The organism is Curtobacterium phoenicis (assembly GCF_047238015.1).
Classification (GTDB): domain Bacteria; phylum Actinomycetota; class Actinomycetes; order Actinomycetales; family Microbacteriaceae; genus Curtobacterium.
The window spans coordinates 477188-494810 of record NZ_JBDFLZ010000002.1; the positions used below are offsets into that span (position 1 = coordinate 477188).

Annotated in this window: 18 protein-coding genes and 1 tRNA gene; 5 read left to right on the forward strand and 14 right to left on the reverse strand. The window is 67.1% G+C overall.

Annotation, left to right across the window (positions count from 1 at the left end; all coding sequences use genetic code 11):
• Nucleotides 1-161 precede the first annotated feature (161 nt).
• The 5 genes from ABC270_RS02465 to ABC270_RS02485 all read right to left on the reverse strand — a co-directional run bounded on the left by ABC270_RS02465 (nucleotide 162) and on the right by ABC270_RS02485 (nucleotide 3734).
• On the reverse strand, nucleotides 162-1205 hold the full coding sequence (locus ABC270_RS02465; protein WP_412879338.1) for an alpha/beta fold hydrolase: 1044 nt from the start codon (nucleotides 1203-1205) through the stop codon (nucleotides 162-164).
• Entirely contained in the window at nucleotides 1202-2143 is a 942-nt protein-coding gene (locus tag ABC270_RS02470) for a hypothetical protein (protein ID WP_412879339.1), read from the reverse strand. Before ABC270_RS02470 ends, ABC270_RS02465 begins: the two co-directional genes overlap by 4 nt.
• On the reverse strand, nucleotides 2140-2598 hold the full coding sequence (locus tag ABC270_RS02475) for a hypothetical protein (protein ID WP_412879340.1): 459 nt from the start codon (nucleotides 2596-2598) through the stop codon (nucleotides 2140-2142). Before ABC270_RS02475 ends, ABC270_RS02470 begins: the two co-directional genes overlap by 4 nt.
• On the reverse strand, nucleotides 2595-3068 hold the full coding sequence (locus ABC270_RS02480) for a hypothetical protein (protein WP_412879341.1): 474 nt from the start codon (nucleotides 3066-3068) through the stop codon (nucleotides 2595-2597). The genes ABC270_RS02475 and ABC270_RS02480 overlap by 4 nt, the downstream gene beginning before the upstream one ends.
• A 213-nt stretch (nucleotides 3069-3281) precedes the next feature.
• Nucleotides 3282-3734: an SRPBCC family protein gene (locus tag ABC270_RS02485; RefSeq protein WP_290133213.1), complete on the reverse strand. Its 453-nt coding sequence runs from the start codon at nucleotides 3732-3734 to the stop codon at nucleotides 3282-3284.
• Between the two features lie 244 nt (nucleotides 3735-3978).
• Between ABC270_RS02485 and ABC270_RS02490 the strand changes: the two genes are divergently transcribed.
• Nucleotides 3979-4521 carry an amino-acid N-acetyltransferase gene (locus ABC270_RS02490; protein WP_412879342.1) on the forward strand — a complete coding sequence of 181 codons (543 nt, stop codon included), beginning with the start codon at nucleotides 3979-3981 and terminating at the stop codon, nucleotides 4519-4521.
• A 51-nt stretch (nucleotides 4522-4572) separates the two neighbouring features.
• Nucleotides 4573-5244, forward strand: coding sequence for a hypothetical protein (locus ABC270_RS02495; protein ID WP_412879343.1), 672 nt, complete (start codon nucleotides 4573-4575; stop codon nucleotides 5242-5244).
• Between the two features lie 141 nt (nucleotides 5245-5385).
• On the opposite strand, the gene cspE is transcribed toward ABC270_RS02495, so the two are convergent.
• From cspE to ABC270_RS02515, 4 genes are all read right to left on the reverse strand, one after another.
• Nucleotides 5386-5592: a transcription antiterminator/RNA stability regulator CspE gene (gene cspE / locus ABC270_RS02500; protein WP_058724123.1), complete on the reverse strand. Its 207-nt coding sequence runs from the start codon at nucleotides 5590-5592 to the stop codon at nucleotides 5386-5388.
• Nucleotides 5593-5860: 268 nt separating this feature from the next.
• Nucleotides 5861-6193, reverse strand: a complete 333-nt coding sequence (locus ABC270_RS02505) for a hypothetical protein (protein WP_412879344.1) — start codon at nucleotides 6191-6193, stop codon at nucleotides 5861-5863.
• Between the two features lie 182 nt (nucleotides 6194-6375).
• Nucleotides 6376-7737: a DNA repair protein RadA gene (gene radA / locus ABC270_RS02510; protein ID WP_412879345.1), complete on the reverse strand. Its 1362-nt coding sequence runs from the start codon at nucleotides 7735-7737 to the stop codon at nucleotides 6376-6378.
• A 10-nt stretch (nucleotides 7738-7747) separates the two neighbouring features.
• A complete protein-coding gene (locus ABC270_RS02515; protein ID WP_412879346.1) occupies nucleotides 7748-8713 on the reverse strand; it encodes an SGNH/GDSL hydrolase family protein in 966 nt (321 codons plus the stop codon).
• 141 nt (nucleotides 8714-8854) lie between these two features.
• Between ABC270_RS02515 and ABC270_RS02520 the strand changes: the two genes are divergently transcribed.
• The 3 genes from ABC270_RS02520 (at nucleotide 8855) to ABC270_RS02530 (ending at nucleotide 11831) form a co-directional block, all read left to right on the forward strand.
• Nucleotides 8855-8944 (forward strand) — tRNA-Ser (locus ABC270_RS02520).
• Nucleotides 8945-9491: 547 nt separating this feature from the next.
• Nucleotides 9492-10574 (forward strand): GmrSD restriction endonuclease domain-containing protein, encoded by a 1083-nt coding sequence (locus tag ABC270_RS02525; RefSeq protein ID WP_412879347.1) that lies wholly within the window; start codon nucleotides 9492-9494, stop codon nucleotides 10572-10574.
• A gap of 819 nt (nucleotides 10575-11393) precedes the next feature.
• Nucleotides 11394-11831: a site-specific integrase gene (locus ABC270_RS02530; protein ID WP_412879348.1), complete on the forward strand. Its 438-nt coding sequence runs from the start codon at nucleotides 11394-11396 to the stop codon at nucleotides 11829-11831.
• Nucleotides 11832-11864: 33 nt separating this feature from the next.
• Here ABC270_RS02530 and ABC270_RS02535 read toward each other — a convergent pair whose 3' ends face one another.
• The 5 genes from ABC270_RS02535 to ABC270_RS02555 form a co-directional block, all read right to left on the reverse strand.
• A complete protein-coding gene (locus ABC270_RS02535) occupies nucleotides 11865-13832 on the reverse strand; it encodes a hypothetical protein (protein ID WP_412879349.1) in 1968 nt (655 codons plus the stop codon).
• A 726-nt stretch (nucleotides 13833-14558) separates the two neighbouring features.
• Entirely contained in the window at nucleotides 14559-15185 is a 627-nt protein-coding gene (locus tag ABC270_RS02540; RefSeq protein ID WP_412879350.1) for a hypothetical protein, read from the reverse strand.
• A gap of 182 nt (nucleotides 15186-15367) precedes the next feature.
• Nucleotides 15368-15829, reverse strand: coding sequence for a hypothetical protein (locus ABC270_RS02545; RefSeq protein WP_412879351.1), 462 nt, complete (start codon nucleotides 15827-15829; stop codon nucleotides 15368-15370).
• Between the two features lie 5 nt (nucleotides 15830-15834).
• Nucleotides 15835-17283, reverse strand: coding sequence for a hypothetical protein (locus tag ABC270_RS02550; protein WP_412879352.1), 1449 nt, complete (start codon nucleotides 17281-17283; stop codon nucleotides 15835-15837).
• Nucleotides 17280-17585, reverse strand: a complete 306-nt coding sequence (locus ABC270_RS02555; protein ID WP_412879353.1) for a hypothetical protein — start codon at nucleotides 17583-17585, stop codon at nucleotides 17280-17282. The genes ABC270_RS02550 and ABC270_RS02555 overlap by 4 nt, the downstream gene beginning before the upstream one ends.
• Between the last annotated feature and the right edge of the window lie 38 nt (nucleotides 17586-17623).

Consider the following 17623-nt stretch of genomic DNA (forward strand, 5'->3'; position numbering starts at 1 on the left):
GCGGTACGGTGGACCCACACCCGAGGCGTTCCCCCCAGCTCCTCGGATGTGAGCGGCTCGACTGTTCCCCCCAACGTGTCGAGTCGCCGACGGCCCCGGTCCTCACGGACCGGGGCCGTTGCGCTGTACGGGGTCGTTGCCCCCTGCCGGGAGTGTTCCGGTCAGGCGTGGTCCAGCGTCGCCGCGAACGTCCGGACGGCGCTGTCGAAGCGCTCCGGGTCCTCGTTCCACTCGAGCGTGTGCGGCGCGGTCGCGAAGCTCACGACCGTCGCACCGCCTCGGGCAGCGGCGGACACGTCGGTCGCCGCCACGAACGGGTCCGCGGTGGAGCGGAGCAGCAGGGTCGGCGTGCCGGACGCCTGCCAGGTCGCGGTCCGGACCGGCTCGGCCGCGCCCGCGAGCCGGGAGAGCACCGGGGTCGTCGCGATGCGTGCGGCCACGCTCCCGACGAAGCGGGGGAGCCGGAAGGCACCCACCGCACCCCGGAGCGCGGAGCGGACGTCGAGCAGCGGGGAGATGCCGACGAGACCGTCGACCGGCGTGCGGGACGCGGCGATCGAGCACGCGAGGGCGCCGGCAGACCAGCCCTGCAGGACAACGCGCTCGGCACCGCGCTCCCGGGCGGCGCGGACCCGGTCGACGATGCGGTCGGCGGCGCCGGGGTCGAGCGAGCGGAGCGGCAGGTCGGCGGTGTCGACGATCTCCGACGAGGCTCCCAGGGCCTGCCAGACGGGGATGCCGCGGAGGACCTGACGGGGGCCGAGCGACTGCCCGTGCACGTGGACGACGTGCGTCGTCGCGACGGCGGCGTCGGCTCCGGTGGCGGGGCCCGGGAGGACCTCGGCGACGACGTCGTGCATGAGGGCGTCCCACGTCCAGTCGCCGGCGGCCGGACGGGGGCCGTCGACGAGCTGTCGGCGGACGGTGTCGCCGTCGCCGTCGCCACTGCCGAGGAGCTGGCCGACCCGGACCGACGTGCTGCCCCGGGCGATCCGGTAGGTGCCGGGGAGCCGGGTGTCGCGGGTCGCTGCGAACGTGACCTCGTTCGCCGACCCCGCGGATGCCGGTGCCGAGGGCCGGACCGTCGCGGTCGCGGTGTACGGCGTGGGGAAGAGCAGCCGGCGGGCCACGAAGGCGCCGAGACCGAACGTCCCCGCGGCGCCGATCGCGGTCCCGATGGTGGTGGTGCGTGTCGCTGCGGTCATCTCGCTCCTGACGGGTCGGGTTCGGGGGTGGCGGGCGCGGCGAGTCCGGCCTCGCGGGCGCGGTCCTCGAGCTCCACGGCGAGGCGGTGCAGGCGACTGCGCCACTGTCGACGCTGCCACACGATGGTGAAGTACAGCCCCTGGTTGCCCGAGGCGGACTCGAGTCGGTGCAGTTCGGGTTCGAGTGTCCGGAACCGTCGGCGGGCAGCACGCCACTCGCGGAACTCCCGGACGGCGTCGGGCAGCACCCCGCCCGCGGCCCCCAGTGCGAGCAGGACCATGGAGGTCAGGAACACCGGCGCGTAGACGACCGACAGCACGCCGACGACCCCGGACGCACCGAGCACGTGCGCGGCGTCCATCGCGACCGCGATCACCGCGAGCAACACCATCGCGGCCGCGCCGACGACGAAGAGCCAGTACATCCGCCCCATCTGCTCACCGTGCCGGAACGCGCCGAGCACGGCGAGGGCCGAGCGGGCGATCACGACGGCGATGAACGACATCTCCGCCGCGGAGTAGAGGGCGGTCGGGAGCTGGTCGCCGTACACGACCATGAACTGCGCCGTCGGGCGGGGAGCGTCGATCAGCGAGAACAGCACCACGAGGGTGACGAGCACCGCGACGCACGCGAGGATCCGGCCGGGCCGCAGCAGTCGGGCCGTGCGTGCTGCGGCCTCGACCGACTGTGCGAGGGCGAACATGCCGCAGACCATCAGGCAGCGCCCGATGACGTCGGCGATGTTCGGCACGCCGGTGGTCCGCGCGAGGACGCCGAGCACGTCGGGCTGGTTGATCGACAGACCGACGGCGACGAACGCGCAGCACACCGTGAGCCACGTCACGCTCGCGGACTGCGTCCGGACGATCCAGAGCCGGACGACGAGGACCGCGAGGATGCCCCACACCGGCAGCGAGCCCCAGACGTGGAGGGTCACCGGAAGATCCCGGGTGTGCGCTGGTCGGGGTCGAGCAGGCCGATGTGCAGCGCGAGCTCGTCGGCGACGAGCTCGACGGTCTGCTCGTGCGGGGTGTCGAGCGACCGGGTGAACGCCGTCCGTCCCGTGAGCAGCCCGGTGTAGGCCTCGTGGTCGCAGCCGTGGTCGGCGAGGAAGACGTGCGCGAGCTCGTGGAGCACCGACGCCGTGCGCGATCGCTCGGACAGGCCGGACCGGGTCTCGAGCAGCGCGTGGTCGCGGCGCTGGATGAGCCGTGCCGACAGGTCGCCGGGGAGGTCGGACGTCCGTACCTCGATCGGCTTGCCGAGCATCGCCTCGGCCCGTGCGACGAGCTCCTGCAGGGTCAGGCGCCGTGGCAGCCCGAGCTGCTGCACCCGCCGACGCGCGTCCGCCTGCCGCCGCAGGGCCGCTGCGCGCTCACGGACGGTGCTCACGAGGTGCTCCCCGGGCCGTCGAGCGCCCGCAGGTGCTCGGTGAACTCGCGGATCTCGTCCGCCGAGGCGAACTCCCCGAGCCGCCGGGTCGCGAACGCGAGGACCTCGCGCTTGCGGAGCTCGAGGACGAGTTCGAGCTGCGCCTGCACCCGCGCCGGGACGTCGGTGCTGCCCGCGGCGTCCGTGAGGTACGCCGCGGGGACGCCGAAGAAGTGCGCGAGTGCCTCGAGCAACGGTCGGTCGCGCACGGCCGGACCGTTCCCGCCGAGCATGTAGCCCCAGCGCGGCCGGCTCATCGAGGCCCCCTGCGCCTCGATCTCCGCGGCGATCTCCTTGTACGACGGTCGCTGTCCCGAGTTCGCCTCGACGACGTCCATCAGCAGCTGGAGCTTCCGCGACAACTCGCGTCGGTGTGCGTCGTCGTCCGTGTACTCGATCACGGCTTCCCCTCCCGCTGCTGTCTCAGACATGGTAAAACGGTGTCCAAGGGATCGACCGCTCGTTCTACCCTGCCACGGTCGGCCGGTCCTGTCAGGTCGGCATTTCGTGGGGGGATGCCGAAGTGACCGCACGACGGACGGGAGGCACGGTGCCAGCTGGCACCGTGCCTCCCGTCCGGTTCGTGGTCGCGTCGCGACCCGCCGCGTCGCGCTGGTCCTGCGCTCCGCGCTGCGTCCCCGGTCTCAGGCCGGGACGTCGCCGCGCCAGCCCGGCTCCGTCGGGGCCGCCTCGACGCGCTCCTTGAAGTTCTGCAGGTCCTTCTTCACGGCGTGTCCGCCGACACCGACCGCCGAGCCGAGCTTCTCGAGGAGGCCGGACGGCTGCCAGTCGATCTGCGCCGTCACCCGGGTCGTCGTGTCGGACAGCTTGTGGAACGTCACCGCGCCGGCGTGGTCGGTGTCGCCGTCCTTGACGGTCCACGCCACACGCTCGTCGGGGTGCTGCTCGGTGATGACGGCGCGGAAGTCGCGCTCCTGGCCGGCGACCTCCACCGTCCAGTCCGTGGTGGTGTCGTCCACCTGGACGATCTTCTTCACCTCGTCGAGGAACTCCGGGAACTCCTCGAAGCGGGTCCACTGGTCGTAGGCCTGGCGGACGGGGACGTCCACGTCGACGGTCTCGATGATCTGGGGCATGGTGCTCCTTCGTCGTGTTCGGTCTCGATTGCCCGTGCGACGGTAGGCGGCGGGGTCTGGGTGCGCGTCCGGGGTCCGCGTCCCCCGGCGCTCGCTCGCTCGGTGCTTGCGCTGTCGCCGGGGTGCTCGTGTTGTTGTCGGAGTGCGCGCGCTCTCGCTCGGGTGCTCGCGCTGTCGCTCGGTGCTCGCGCTCTCGCTCGGGCGCTCGCGCTCTCGCTCGGGCGCTCGCGCTATCGTGAGGCGGATGAGCGAACACGGCCGGCACGCCTTCCACGAACGCGACGAGCACGGGATCCTCGTGCGACCGGCCGTCGCCTCCGACGTCCCCCACATCCAGCGCCTCATCGCGCCGTACGTCGACCGCCGCATCCTGCTCGGCAAGGAGAACGTCGCGCTCTACGGCTCCATCCAGCAGTTCCGCATCGCCGAGGGGCCCGACGGCGTGCCGATCGGCTGCGGCGCGCTCGCCGTGTTCTGGGACGACATCGCCGAGGTGCGGACCCTCGCCCTCGACGCCGAGTGGATCCACAAGCGCGTCGGGCACCGCATGCTTGAAGCGCTGGAACACGACGCTCGCGAACTCGGCGTCGCCCGCATCTTCTGCCTCACCTTCGAGGTCGACTTCTTCGCCAAGCACGGCTACCTCGAGATCGGCGAGAGCGTGGTGTCGCCGGACGTCTACGCTGAACTCGTGCGGTCCTCCGACGAGGGCGTCGCCGAGTTCCTCGACCTCGCCCGGGTGAAGCCGAACACGCTCGGCAACACCCGCATGCTGAAGATCCTCTGACGCGTCGCGCGGCAACCCGGCGTGCCGAGGGACCCGCCCTACCCTGTGCGCATGTCGTCGTTCCGTCACCCCGTCGGACCCGAGCGCCCCAGCGTGTACTGGCGCCGTCGAGCCATCGCGCTCGCAGCGGTCCTCGTCGTCGTGATCGTCGTCGTGCTGATCGTCGTCGGCCGGGGCGACGGGGCCGCTCCCGCGGCGGCACCGTCGGCGAGCTCGGGAACGGGGGCCGGGGCGTCGCCGTCGTCATCTGCTCCACCCGCTCCTTCTGCCTCGTCTCCGCGTCCGTCGCGGTCGCCGTCAGCATCCGCCGCTGCCGACGGCGCGGCGTGCACGAAGGACCAGATCGAGCTCACACCCGTCGTCGACAAGACCGCGTACGGTCCCACGGAGGACCCGAAGATCGCGATGTCGATCACGAACACCGGGTCGAACTCGTGCCACATGGACCTCGGATCCGCGCAGCAGGTGCTCACCATCAGCTCCGGCGAGGAGCAGTACTGGTCGTCGAAGGACTGCCAGACGAACGGCACGGACCAGGACGTCACGATCAAGGCAGGGCAGAAGCTCACCACGCCGTCGATCGCATGGGACCGGACCCGGTCGTCGACCTCGACGTGCGATGCCTCGCGGCCGTCGGTCACCGCCGGGGGAGCGAGCTACCACCTGTCGGTCGCGGTGGGGAACATCGAGTCGGCGAAGTCGGCGCAGTTCATCCTGCAGTGACTCCGGCTCGAGCGTCATGCCGAGCGCGTGGGGCTCGCGGGGTGGCGAACCTCGCACGGAGCGCGGGTCCCACGCTCCCGCGGACAAGCAGAACGGGCCCGCCGTCCGGAGACGACGAGCCCGTTCAGGGTGTTTCGGTGATCAGCCGATGACCGAGATGTTCTCGGCCTGCGGGCCCTTGCGGCCCTCGGTGATCTCGAACTCCACCTTCTGGTTCTCTTCGAGCGACTTGTAGCCGTTGCCCGAGATCGCGGAGAAGTGGGCGAAGACGTCAGCGCTGCCGTCGTCCGGCGCGATGAAGCCGAAGCCCTTTTCGTTGTTGAACCACTTGACGGTCCCAGTTGCCATGATGGCGTTTCCTTACTTTCTTGCGGGGCGACAATTTCTGCCGCTGATCCGCCGACGGTCGTCGTCGGATCGATGCGCCCCGCGGGCATGGGCCGGCGGAACGGGTTCGGGGCCAGGCGACCTGGGAAGGTCAGTGACCGATGGCGCTCGAGGTGCGCTGAGCACCGGAAGAACGATGGACTCCCGCCGGAGCGGTTGGTACCAACTTAGCGTGATCGGGCGACAACGGAAGAGTCGAGGTCGCAATCGGACCCATGAATCTGGTGGACTAGGGGTGATGGCAGACAAGGAACAGCGCTTCCGGAGCGAGCAGCTCGAGGAGGCCCTCGCGAAGCAGGACGTCGCAGCCGTGGCGTTCGCACTCCGGAACGACATCGTGATCGTCCCCCGACTCGTGACCGGCAAGAAGGACATGCAGGTGCGCGTCTTCGGCCGTGAGGGCTCGGACAAGCGCATCCTGCTGCTCTTCTCCTCCGCCGACGCCTACACCGCGATGGTGCCGAACGAGAAGATTCGGCAGGTCATGGTCTACGACGGGCCGCGGCTCGAAGCGTTCCTCGCCGAGCACCTTCGAGTCCCTCGAGGGCGTGTTCTTCGACATCGCCGGTCCCAACACGATGCAGTCGACCCCGGAGGACCTCCTGGCCGCGTTGCGCGCGTAGCGGATCACCGGGCCCGGAGGTGCGGCTCGCCTCGGGCGCCGCGGTCCCGTCTCCGGAACTCGCCTCGGGCCCCGCGGTCCCGTCTCCGGAACGGTCGCTTGTCTTGACGCGCGGCCGCCGGTCAGAACGCGCGATCGAGTTCGCGCTCGCGCGCCGACTTCGTCATCGAGAACGCCACCCGCAGCGCTTCGCGCAGGTGCTCGGCACCGGAACCGAGCACGGTGGTGAAGCCGAGCCGAGTGGCCTCGCCGGCCCGCTGCTTCGCCCCCGTCGCCGGGCGGATCTCGCCCGCGAGGCTGATCTCACCGATCGCCGCCAACGTGTGTGGGTACGCACGGTCCCGCGCCGCGCTCGCGAGTGCCAGCGCGATCGCGAGGTCGGCGCCCGGCTCCGTCAGCTTCATGCCGCCGACGGTCGACACGTAGACGTCGGCATCGGAGAGCTTCAGCCCCGCGCGGCGTTCGAGCACCGCGAGCAGCATCGCGACTCGGGAGGCGTCGACGCCGTTGACCACCCGGCGCGGCTGCGGTGCGGAGCTCGGGACGACGAGCGCCTGCACCTCGACGGGCAGGGCACGGCGGCCCTCGAGCGCGACCGTCACGCAGGTCCCGGAGACCGGTGCGCCGTTGCGGGACATGAAGAGCCCGCTCGGATCGGGGACCTCGTGGATGCCGTCGCCGCCCATGTCGAAGCAGCCGACCTCCTCCGTCGGGCCGAAGCGGTTCTTCAGGGCGCGCACGAACCGCAGCGCGGTCTGGCGGTCGCCCTCGAAGTGGCACACGACGTCGACGAGGTGCTCGAGCAGTCGCGGTCCGGCGATGGTGCCGTCCTTCGTGACGTGACCGACGATCAGGACCGGCAGGGCGCGTTCCTTGGCGACCCTGATCAGCGTCGAGGCGACCTCGCGCACCTGCGACGTGCCGCCGGCGATGCCGTCGATCGTGCTCGACGAGATGGTCTGGACGGAATCGGCGATGAGGAGGTCGGGCTGCACCTGGTCGATCTGGCCGAGGATGACGCCGAGGTCGACCTCGCTCGCCAGGTACAGGTCGTCGTGCATCGCGCCAGTGCGCTCGGCACGGAGCCGGACCTGGTCGACGGACTCCTCAGCGCTGACGTACAGGACGCGCTTCCCCGTGGCCGCAGCTCGCGAGGCGACCTCGAGCAGCAGGGTCGACTTGCCGACGCCCGGTTCACCGGACAGCAGGACCGCGGCCCCTGGGACGACGCCCCCGCCGAGGACACGGTCGAACTCGACGATGCCCGTCTGCCAGCGCTGCACCGCCGTGCCGCGAGCCTCGGTGATGGGACGGGCGACCCGTGCGCCCGCCACTGCGACGGCCGCGGTGCCCCGGGTGCTCGCCGACGCGGCGGAGGTGTCCTCGACGGCGCCCCACGTCTGGCACTCGCCGCAGCGGCCGACCCACTTGATGCTGGTCCAGCCGCACTCGGCGCAACGGTAGAGGGACTGCGGGCGTGCCATGACGGTCAGGCTAGGCGGAGCCGCCGACATCACCCGTGCGACGCTCGGTGTGCTCGGGCAGCGGGATCGAACCCGTCATCCGACGCCTGAGCCGGTCGACCCGGCTCGGGCGGTCTGCATGGTCGAGCGCACTGGCGTCGTCGGTGTCCTGCTCCGCGCGGGCCGCCGCGACCGCGCCCGCTCCGGAGCCGAGCTCCTCGGCCTCGCGCGCGGAGAGGTACTGCCGGATCGCCGCGACCGTGTCGACGCGGGCGTCCACGGCCGGCTCGAACGCGCTCGCCCAGATCTCGTAGCCGCGGTCGTTCGGGTGGAAGAGGTCGCCGTAGCTGTTGAAGAACGTCCGGCGGAGTCCGACGCGCTTCGTGATCACGTGCAGGGGAGCGACCGTCAGGCCGAACTCCTCGGCCACGCGGTGGACGATCTCGTTCGCGACCGCGACCTTGCGCTCCCGGTCCGGCACGAACATGCACGGCAGCTCGGCTACGATCGCGTGCGACGGCATCGCAGCGTAGATCGTCCGGATGTTCCGCTCGAACTTGTCGGGGTCGAAGTCGGCGATGTCGTTCGCGCCGATCGACACCGTGCAGATGTCCGGCGAGTACCCGCGGAGCTTCGGCAGCTGCTCCTGCTTCGCGCCCCACGTCGTCGCGCCGGACACGCTGAGGTTCACCACCCGCACGGTCATCCGGGACCGGTGCCGGATGCGACGGGCGAGCAGGCCGACGTACCCGCGGTTCGGGACGGTCGCTCCGACGCCCTGGGCAGCGGAGTCGCCGATCGCGAGGTACGTCAACTGGCCGTCGTGCTGCAGGTGCTCTCGCCACCACTGCGCGTTGACCGGGAGCATGTCGACCACGCGCTGGGAGGCGGCGCGTTGCCCGCGGATGCCCGCCCGGGCGCCGAACAGGCCGGCACCGACGACCGTCAGTCCGCCGAGGATCGACGAGAGCAGGGCGATGATGGTGCGTGACTTCATGCGGTGGACGGTACGCGGGGCCGCTCGACCCTTCTCGACTGCCGGCTGAACGGTGGACGAGCGCACCCGACCAGCCGCCTGTGGAGGGGAGCCGACCTGCGGTGGTCGGACGGGCCTCCCGAGTCGTGTAAACTCGCTCCCGGTACCGTGTCCGAGCGGCCTAAGGAGCATGTCTCGAAAACATGTGTGGGGGCAACTCCACCGTGGGTTCAAATCCCACCGGTACCGCCACAGAAAACCCCCGTTCACGCGGGGGTTTTCTTCTTTTGAGGAGCGTCCTTGGTGCATCTCTGGTGCACTCTCCTGAGCGCACGACCCCATGCCGTGCCTGCCTCCTCCTTGGCAGCGGGGCGAGCGACGGCGCGTCGGACCCGGTGTGCCAGGCCCACTCGCCTGTTCCTCGAGTGTGCGCAGCGAAGCGCAAGCCTTCACGTCGGTCTCCACTGGGCCTCGCCACCGCGTTGCGCCGCTGAAGCTCTAGATCAGCGCACAGATGTGTGGCAGAGGCCCGCGGGAGACCCTAGAACCACAGGCGCACAGCCAGCCGCGACTATGGCACTGGGGTATATGCCAGAGCAACCTGAGTGGGTGCAACAGAAGCCACACTTCAGATGGGCACTCAACCACCCATGAGCGCGCATAGGAGTCCGGGGTAAGCGGGGGTGGTCGAAGTAATAGACATGGAGTCGAGTCTCAACAACTGGTCACACCTGCGGAGGCCATGGGACCCCTGCGCGCCCCGCGCCTCCGATACGATGCACCTGAGCGAGGAGGACGCATGCCTGCGGCCCACATTACACAGACCACCTTTCGCGTTGCAGACTTTCTATCCTGGCAACGGCAAGGGCAGCTTCAACTGAGCCCTGCCTTCCAACGACGCTCAGTTTGGAACGTGAGCCAAAAGTCCTATTTGATCGATACAATCGTTCGGGGTCTCCCGATCCCAATCATATTTATACGGGAGTCAATCGACCTCGATACGCACTACAATCTGCGAGAGGTCGTCGATGGTCAGCAGCGACTTCGCACTCTAATATCCTTTATAGACCCGACGGCGCTCCCAGATCTCGACGAGGCCAGAGATCTTTTTACGGTGAGGCGTATCCACAACTCAGATATCGCAGAGAAGCCCTTTAGTCGCTTGCCGAAAGAAGTTCGGACTGCGATCCTCGGGTATGAGATAAGCACGCATGTCCTTCCGCTCACCTTTGAAGACCGAGACGTGCTTCAAGTTTTCGCTCGAATGAACTCGACTGGCCAGAAGCTTAATCAGCAAGAGTTGCGCAATGCAGAGTATGCCGGTGCGTTCAAAACTTACGCCTACGAGCTAGCAACCGAACAGTTGGACCGCTGGCGTGACTGGGGAATATTCACCGAGGATCAGGTGTCCCGCATGCGGGAAGTGGACCTTGTCAGTGATCTCCTGATGAACGCAGTCTCGGGGCTGACCGGCAAATCTCAACCGAAGATCGACAAATACTACGCGAGTAACGACCTAGAATGGCCTGGAGCCGAGCAATATGCCGGACGTTTCCGATTTGTAATGGACACAATTGACAAACTTCTGGGTCAGGAGCTACATGCTCGGTCCGCTTCGGCGTGGCGAAGCGAGGTTAACTTCTTCACCCTTTTCGCGGTGATCTATGACTTGGTTTGGGGCCTCGGATCGGATGTGAGCATACGCACAGCACCCCGAAAGCTCCCAAAAAACACCGTAACTCGCCTTATCGAGATCGGCGATCGGCTGCGAACGTCAGAAGTGCCGGCTGCGGTACTCGATGCCATGCAACGCGCGTCAGCTGACCTTGGTCGCCGGCGCACCCGATTCAACTTTGTGAAAAATGCCATCGAAGCCGACTAGTGCGGTAGCTGACGCGTGCGCTCGACGAGCGCGTTATTTGATCGGGTACTCAGCACGGATTGCTGCACGTTGCAAATCGGAAGCCGACCGCAATCAGGTGTACGCGGGTGCTTACGTGGCATACCTTGCCTTTTTTGAGCAGCAGCTTGAGGACCTGTTTATTGGGCTAATGAGCGGAAAATACGAGCACCCGCGTCCGGGTGTGCAGCCTCTGGTGCGGGTAACCAGTCGCGCCGTTGCTGTGGGTTTAGTCACGGGTGGTCGAAAGTATGTTGACTGGCTTCCATATGATCAACACACGCGGCAGCGCGCTCCGGCATTTCTAAAGGACGGTGAGCCGTTCAGTCAGTTGGGCAAGCCGGAGCGGGAGGCCCTAGAGCGCGCTTCGGTTCTTCGTAATGCTTTAGCGCATCAGAGTGATCACGCGCTGAGGCGATTCAATACCGTATTCACTTCCGGGAAAGTTTTGCGGGCAAGCGAGATGCGTCCGGGAGGATTTCTACGCGGTTCTCATTCCCTGGGGCGCACTAGGTTCCAGGTGCAGCTCCAGGAACTTGTGGGGGTAATGAACACGCTTTCGAGGTAGGCGCCACCAAACGGGTTTTGAATAGTGATCAGGAGACTGGGTCGGTTGCGAGGGGCGAGTTGATCACTAGCTCTTCATGGGGCAATCTCGGGCGCGTTGAGAATTTTACAAAACGGACACACGCTTCGTATCGGCGAGAGAAGGGAAAGGGCCGTCGGTCAGGGTCGTAAGGGGCTCGCGCCAACATCCGTGAAGCAGTAACCGAGGTCAACGGCCAGCACGTTCTTGGTGGCGTGAAGTCCCACGAACGGCGCTCTATCGCGTTTCCGGAATTTCTCGATGCCGCTGTCTCTGCGGCTTGTGATGGGAAGCATCCCGACGAGCGCCTCTGGTTGTCACCATCTGGAGGCTTTCTTCGCCCAGGCCACTCGCATCAAGGATGGTTCGCGCAAGCGGTGAAACGGGCCATGGCCGAGGATCCGAGCTTCCGTCGGGTGACGCCACACGACCTCCGCCATACGGCAGCCTCGCTGGCAATCAGCGCGGGCGCAAACGTGAAGGTCGTGCAGCGGATGCTAGGGCACAAGTCCGCGAAGGTGACGCTCGACACCTACGCGGCGTTGTTCCCGGATGACCTGGACAACCTGACTGCGGCGCTCAGTCGGCAGCGCGCGGACCAGCTGCTAACGCAGGGTGGCGCGACGAGTCACACGGCTCCTGAATCCCGATGACACTGAGCGCGGGACGAAATCGCCGGACCAGTCTCACCCGTGGGCGATCATCTCTTCAATCCCGCGCACGATCGGGCCCCAGTACGTCCACTCGTCCTCGATCGTCTGTTGACCCGGGACCGATTTGCCGCTGAACCGATGCTTGTCTGCTTCTGGTGTAAGGAATACGAGGTCGCCGTCCATCCTGAGCGCGCCACGCTTCTCCATGAACTTCAATACATTGCGAAGCTGGGCGGACTTCAAGGGCTGTCTGCCCTGAAGTTTCATGAAGTAGGTTGCTCTTCCGTCCGTATGACCGTGGGTTCGTGCAAGGTTTTGAAGCTTGTTCAAGAACCGAATCGCTTTCGATTGCGGGTCGATATCGTCGTCTTGTTCAAGTGCTACTCGATAAGTGGTCCAGGGGTAGATCAAGTCGACTTCCTCCGGCACTGCGAGCTCAAACGTCCCCGGCATTGGCGCGACCGAAATGAAGCTGGGAAGATCTATCGACTTCCCCTCGATTTCGAAACGTGAATCAGAGAACTCCGGGGTTGAGCCGGACCCGATCCTCGCGAAACGGGCTTCATCGCCGTCCAGGCGCAGGGCTGTCGCGCGCAAGTAGAGGTCAGGTCCAATCGCGCGTCCGCCCCTAAGGGGTGCAATGCGGATGCCTGATTCTGTTACGACGGTCAAGGACTCGAGGGGGCCGGCAAGGGTCAGGTGAGTCGAGTTCTCTGGGATCAGATCAAAGTTGAGTGCTAGTGGTCCGCTCGATCGGACGACCTCCATATGGCCCACGAAGCCCAGTTGCTCGTTGTCAATCAAGCTAACGTTCGCAGGGCTCCCCGAATACTCCCCAGCGAGGATGGATGAGTGCAGCGCGGCAAACTGAGGCTCATCAATGTAAATTGACTTCTGCTCCGATGGCACTGTTGATACGAAGTCAAACAGCAGTCCAGAATGGTTGCCGACCTCAAGAAGAAGAGTGGAAGGAGTCAGAATCTCGAAATTGAAGGCAGCAGCGTATGCCTCGAATACCACGCTTGCCCAATGCTGTTCTGAGCGGAACGGATGATCATTCAGGAATGGGCGGAGTTGCTTTCGGTACTCAAGGTCCGCCGCGGGGTCAACTATCTGATGCAGTTTCGGTGCGCTTGTACCTGTGATGTCGTGCCAAAGCCACTCGATCTGCTCTTGCGGCGTGTAGAGAGACTGCGGCGGAAGTCCGAGATCCCTGGATAGGGGCTCAAGTTTGCCCTGCTCTCGAATGAGGAGGCTGTCGAGAATATCCCGAAGGACGTCAATGTGTCTCGGGCTGCTCGAGCGAGACCGGAAATCCTGCGCTAGCTTGTAATGGTTCTGCTCGTCGACAAGCACAGCGGCGACGGCGTCGAGCACTGGGGCGTAGCCAACGAAAGTCTCGACGGTATCGTCGGTAACCGAACCGGCCAGCGCGCTGAGGAGCGCGTCTCGCGCTTCCGCGTAGTGGCGCCCCCCGATAGCTGCGGGCGCGCCGCGATGCGACACAAGACCGTCAATGTAAGTTTTCTGTGATTCGACAGGAAAATGCGAGACTTCCATCCAGGCGACGGTTCGGCCCGCGTCCGTGAGCTTCAACCAGACTTCCTCCAGCGTCCTGTCTCTGCCGAACAGGACCAAGCGGAGTCCCTGCTCGCTCGCGTTGGCGAGGGACTGAAGGAACTCGTCCCACGACTGAGCGGAGACACGAGAACGCGCCTCGTCAAGCGAATCGATCAAGACTGCCGGTGCCTCGCTGCGACTCCTCACGGTGGCTAGCGCGTTCACGGTGCTCAGGTAAGAGTCAAACGCGTGGGGGAGAGCGGCGCGACTCACGGCTGCGTCTCTTTCCAGGCGCCAAAGAGGTGCTCCAGCTCGTCTTGCAAGCTCGGCTGCGGTGCGGCTCTTTCCGGCCGCTCCTCTCGCGGAAACGAGGATCACGTCGGCGGCGAGATCGTCGAGACCTTCTTTGAAGACGAGGACCGGCTCAACGAAGAAGTTCAAGTCCGCGGGGATTCCGAAGGATGCTGTACCCGTTCCGCTTAGTGCGGCACCCGATAGCGACTCGGCCAGCGTAGCGAAAGAAGAATGCGACACAACCTCTACCTTTGCATCCGGACGGCCGAAATTGAAGGGCGCTCGGCACATGACCCGTGAACGGGGGTGCTAGCCATCTGATCCAGCCGCGCCGACGGACCGACCTGGATCCGGAGAGGGACCGGAAGACTGTCCTGGCTGCGAAGTCGGTGTCGGCGGCGAGCCAGGCGAGGCCGGACCGACCCGGAGGCGGGCCCCTGCCGCAAGCACCGCCTCGCGTTCTGGCATTGTCCTCGTGTGCACCCGATAGGGCGAGTCGACTGGTCCAACAAGTCGGTGGCGCCTTCAACACGCGATGGACGTACCCGCTGCGGCCTCTCGGAAGTGGCAGAACTAGACAACTCCATCAAGTCAGGAGGGCTCAGTCACTCACAGGACTCGGAGTGCCCTCATCGTCGAGGCCGGCTACAGCAGGGCGCGGTGCGCCGTGGTGCATTTTGGTGCGGCGCCACCTGGCTCGGACCGGCTCGACCTGTCCGGCGCCGGGGCGAACAACCGCTAGCTCACGCCGATCCGCCATCCAGTCCAGTGCCCCTGCAGGCACGGCGATGGGTTCAAATCCCACCGGTACCGCCACGACAAGAGCCTCGGCTCCCTTTCGCAGGGAGCCGAGGCTCTTGTCGTTCGTCTGGTCTACGACAGGTCGAGGTACCGCAGGACGTACCCGTCCGGCACGGTGCCGCTGTCCCGGAAGTAGTGGAAGAAGACGTCGGTGGTTTCGTCGGCGTCGAACACCTCGGCCGGGTGCACGGGGTGGTCGGTGCCCGCGACGTTCACCGTCTCGGTAAGGGGCTCGTCAACGTCGTGCGCCCGACCGACGACGTAGTGGCGCAGTTCGCCGTCCTCGACGCGTTGGATCTCGACACTCAACCGCTCGGCGCTACCACCGGCCTGGATGTAGCGGCTGTTCCAGTCGAAGTCTGAGTAGCCGGGTGCGTCGGGCCAGCCGGCCGAGTCGGGTACGAACCAGAGCTGGTAGGCGAAGCGACCTTCGCTCCTGCCGTCGAGCAGACCGAGCATGCGGCGGATCTGGTCGCGGTAGGAGAGGAACTCGTCCGAGAGCTCGGAGCTGTTGGCGCTGTTGACCGTGTTGATGAACACGAGGTTTCCTGTCTGAGGCGAGTGCGTCGGGACTTGCTCGAAGATGACGGACGTGATCTCCCGCGCCTTCTGATCCCGAACGTAGTGCAGGAAGACGGATGCTGCGCCGTCAGCGGTGAACAGCTCGGCGGGGTGCCGACGTTCGTGGACGTCCTGCACGTCGATGGTGTTCGTCGGCGGTTCCGGCAGGTCGTGCTCGCGGCCGACGATGGAGCACCGGAACTGCGCCGTCGGCGGCCCGACGGCGCAGTTCGACGCCCATCTTCTCCGCGGTACAGAATGATCACGGGCGCCTCGCCGCATCCGCCGTCGACGACGTGACCGCGAACGATTCGCCGGGTCTACGACAGGTCGAGGTACCGCAGGACGTACCCGTCCGGCACGGTGCCGCTGTCCTGGAAGTAGTGGAAGAAGACGTCGGTGGCTTCGTCGGCGTCGAACACCTCGGCCGGGTGCACGGGGTGGTCGGTGCCGGCGACGTTGACCGTCTCGGTGAGTGGTTCGTCGACGTCGTGCTCTCGGCCGACGACGTAGTGGCGGAGCTCGCCGTCCTCGACGCGTTGGATCTCGACGCTTATCCGTTCGGCGCTGCCGCCGGCCTGGATGTACCGGCTGTTCCAGTCCTCGTCCGAGTAGCCGGGGGCATCGGGCCAGCCGGCGGAGTCGGGCACGTACCAGAGCTGGTAGGCCCAGTCCTCGTCGTTGTCGAGCTGCCCGAGGTTGAAGCGGATCTGCTCGCGGTACGGCCGGAAGGCGTCGGTCAGCCGCATGCTGGAGGCCGAGTTGGTGGTCATGACGAACATCGGTCTCAGGGTACTTTCCGCTCGATCACCTCGGTGATCTTGATGGTCTTGCCGTTGAGGGTCGCAGTGGCGGGGCTCTCCGCACTGACGGCGTTGTCGAAAGCACGCTGTTCTGCGTTGCGGCTCGCGGTGCCGCTCTTGATCTCGACGCCGACGTAGGTGCCGTCGGGCTTCTCCGCGAGGCCGTCGTAGACCCGCCCGTTCGGGACACCGTCCACCTTTGCCTTCACCTTGGTGGTGTCGATCTTCGTGCCGAGCTGCTTCTCGACCTGCTTGATGCCCTCGGCCTCCTTCTGCGCGGCGTCGACGCGGGCTTCGTCGTTGTTCTGGGACCGGTACGTGCCGTCCTTGCTGCGGCCGGGGTGGTCCTCGTTCGGCTCCTTCGCGCGTCGGGCCTTGTCCGCCTCCGACGCGTGGTCGGTGCGGTAGGGCGCCTCGCGGTCGTCGGTCATCGCGTGGACGCCGATCTGGGTCGCGCCGGTGGCGGCCATGCCGGCGCCCGCGGCGATGACGCCAGCGCCAGCGATGTTCAGGGGGACGCCACCGATGGCTCCGACGCCGGTGAGGTCGAGCGCTCCGCCGCCGACCTCCATGGCGCTGCCTCCGGCCATCATCGCGATGCCGCCGAGGAGTTCGAGCGTCTCGTCCGGGTGCTCCACCATGGCGTTGCCGAGCGAGGCGAGGATGTTGCCGGCGACCGCCGCGGCGTCCTGCACGTGCGGCCACATCGCTTCGGCCTCGGCACCGAGCACGGCGCCACCGAGCCCGACGGCGGCCTTCGTGGTACGCCACGCATCCTCGAACCAGTTGCCGTGTCCCGAGCCCGAGCCCGAGCCCGAGCCCGAGCCGCTGCCGGAGACATCCGCGGCGGTGTGCACCGGGTGCGCGTCGACCGAGGACGGCGTGATCGTGTCGAACTGCGCGGCGATCGACTGCATCGTCGAGGACACGTCGTCGTTGTACGACCGGACCTGCATCCGGAGGCCGAGCTCCTCGGTGACGAGTGCCGGGACCTGCTGCCAGTGCTCGATGACGGTCCCGACGGCGCCGAGCAGGTCTCCCGACGCAGCCTGCCTGGCGGCTTCGGCAGCGACTCGACCCGGGGCGGACGCGTGGAACTGCTCGATCTGGGCGACGAGTGCGTCGTGGCGGTGCTGCAGCGCCTCGATGCTGGTGGCCGCGCGCAGGGCGACCCGCTCGAAGTCCTCGCCGGCGGCCTGGATCTGACGTGCCTTCTGCACGGCTGGGTCCATCAGCGGCGTGAGTGCCGGCTGCAGCGCCTCCGAGGTGAACACGGTCGGAAGGGCCGCCCACGCGGTCGAGCCGCTGGTGGCGCTGGTGAGCACACCCTCGGTCGCGGCCGCGAAGCGGCGGGCGGCGGCGCGGAGGGCTGCAGCGTCGTCGGTGACCTCGACCACGTCGGAAGCGCTGAGCGCCCCGGCGAGGACGCTCACCGCTCCAGCCGCTCGGCCGCACCGGCGAGTCCGCCGTCGGCAGTGAGCACCGCGTGTGCCGCGGTGGTGAGCGACGAGCCGAGGCTGGTCATCCGTGTCCCGACGTCGTCGGCGTTCCCACGGAACCGGTCGGCCAGACGCTGGACAGCGCCCGCGATCGTGGCCGTCGTCAGCGCTCCGGAAGCGGCGGCGAGTGCGGCGTCGGCGTCGGCGGCATGCCCGTCACTGGTCGCTCCGTGCGCCTGCAGTTCGCGGACCAGTCCGCTGAGTCCGCGCTCGTCGAGCCGCAGTTCCCCGCTCATGACACCCCCTCCGCCGAACACGATAAGCACGCCGATGC

What these genes read in the sequence shown, in the direction of transcription:
- ABC270_RS02465 (WP_412879338.1), bottom strand. Translation starts at nt 1,205, where the DNA reads ATGACCGCAGCGACACGCACCACCACCATCGGGACCGCGATCGGCGCC.
- ABC270_RS02480 (WP_412879341.1), bottom strand. Translation starts at nt 3,068, where the DNA reads ATGTCTGAGACAGCAGCGGGAGGGGAAGCCGTGATCGAGTACACGGAC.
- ABC270_RS02485 (WP_290133213.1), bottom strand. Translation starts at nt 3,734, where the DNA reads ATGCCCCAGATCATCGAGACCGTCGACGTGGACGTCCCCGTCCGCCAG.
- ABC270_RS02490 (WP_412879342.1), top strand. Translation starts at nt 3,979, where the DNA reads ATGAGCGAACACGGCCGGCACGCCTTCCACGAACGCGACGAGCACGGG.
- ABC270_RS02495 (WP_412879343.1), top strand. Translation starts at nt 4,573, where the DNA reads ATGTCGTCGTTCCGTCACCCCGTCGGACCCGAGCGCCCCAGCGTGTAC.
- cspE (WP_058724123.1), bottom strand. Translation starts at nt 5,592, where the DNA reads ATGGCAACTGGGACCGTCAAGTGGTTCAACAACGAAAAGGGCTTCGGC.
- ABC270_RS02505 (WP_412879344.1), bottom strand. Translation starts at nt 6,193, where the DNA reads ATGTCGAAGAACACGCCCTCGAGGGACTCGAAGGTGCTCGGCGAGGAA.
- radA (WP_412879345.1), bottom strand. Translation starts at nt 7,737, where the DNA reads ATGGCACGCCCGCAGTCCCTCTACCGTTGCGCCGAGTGCGGCTGGACC.
- ABC270_RS02515 (WP_412879346.1), bottom strand. Translation starts at nt 8,713, where the DNA reads ATGAAGTCACGCACCATCATCGCCCTGCTCTCGTCGATCCTCGGCGGA.
- ABC270_RS02525 (WP_412879347.1), top strand. Translation starts at nt 9,492, where the DNA reads ATGCCTGCGGCCCACATTACACAGACCACCTTTCGCGTTGCAGACTTT.
- ABC270_RS02545 (WP_412879351.1), bottom strand. Translation starts at nt 15,829, where the DNA reads ATGTTCGTCATGACCACCAACTCGGCCTCCAGCATGCGGCTGACCGAC.
- ABC270_RS02555 (WP_412879353.1), bottom strand. Translation starts at nt 17,585, where the DNA reads ATGAGCGGGGAACTGCGGCTCGACGAGCGCGGACTCAGCGGACTGGTC.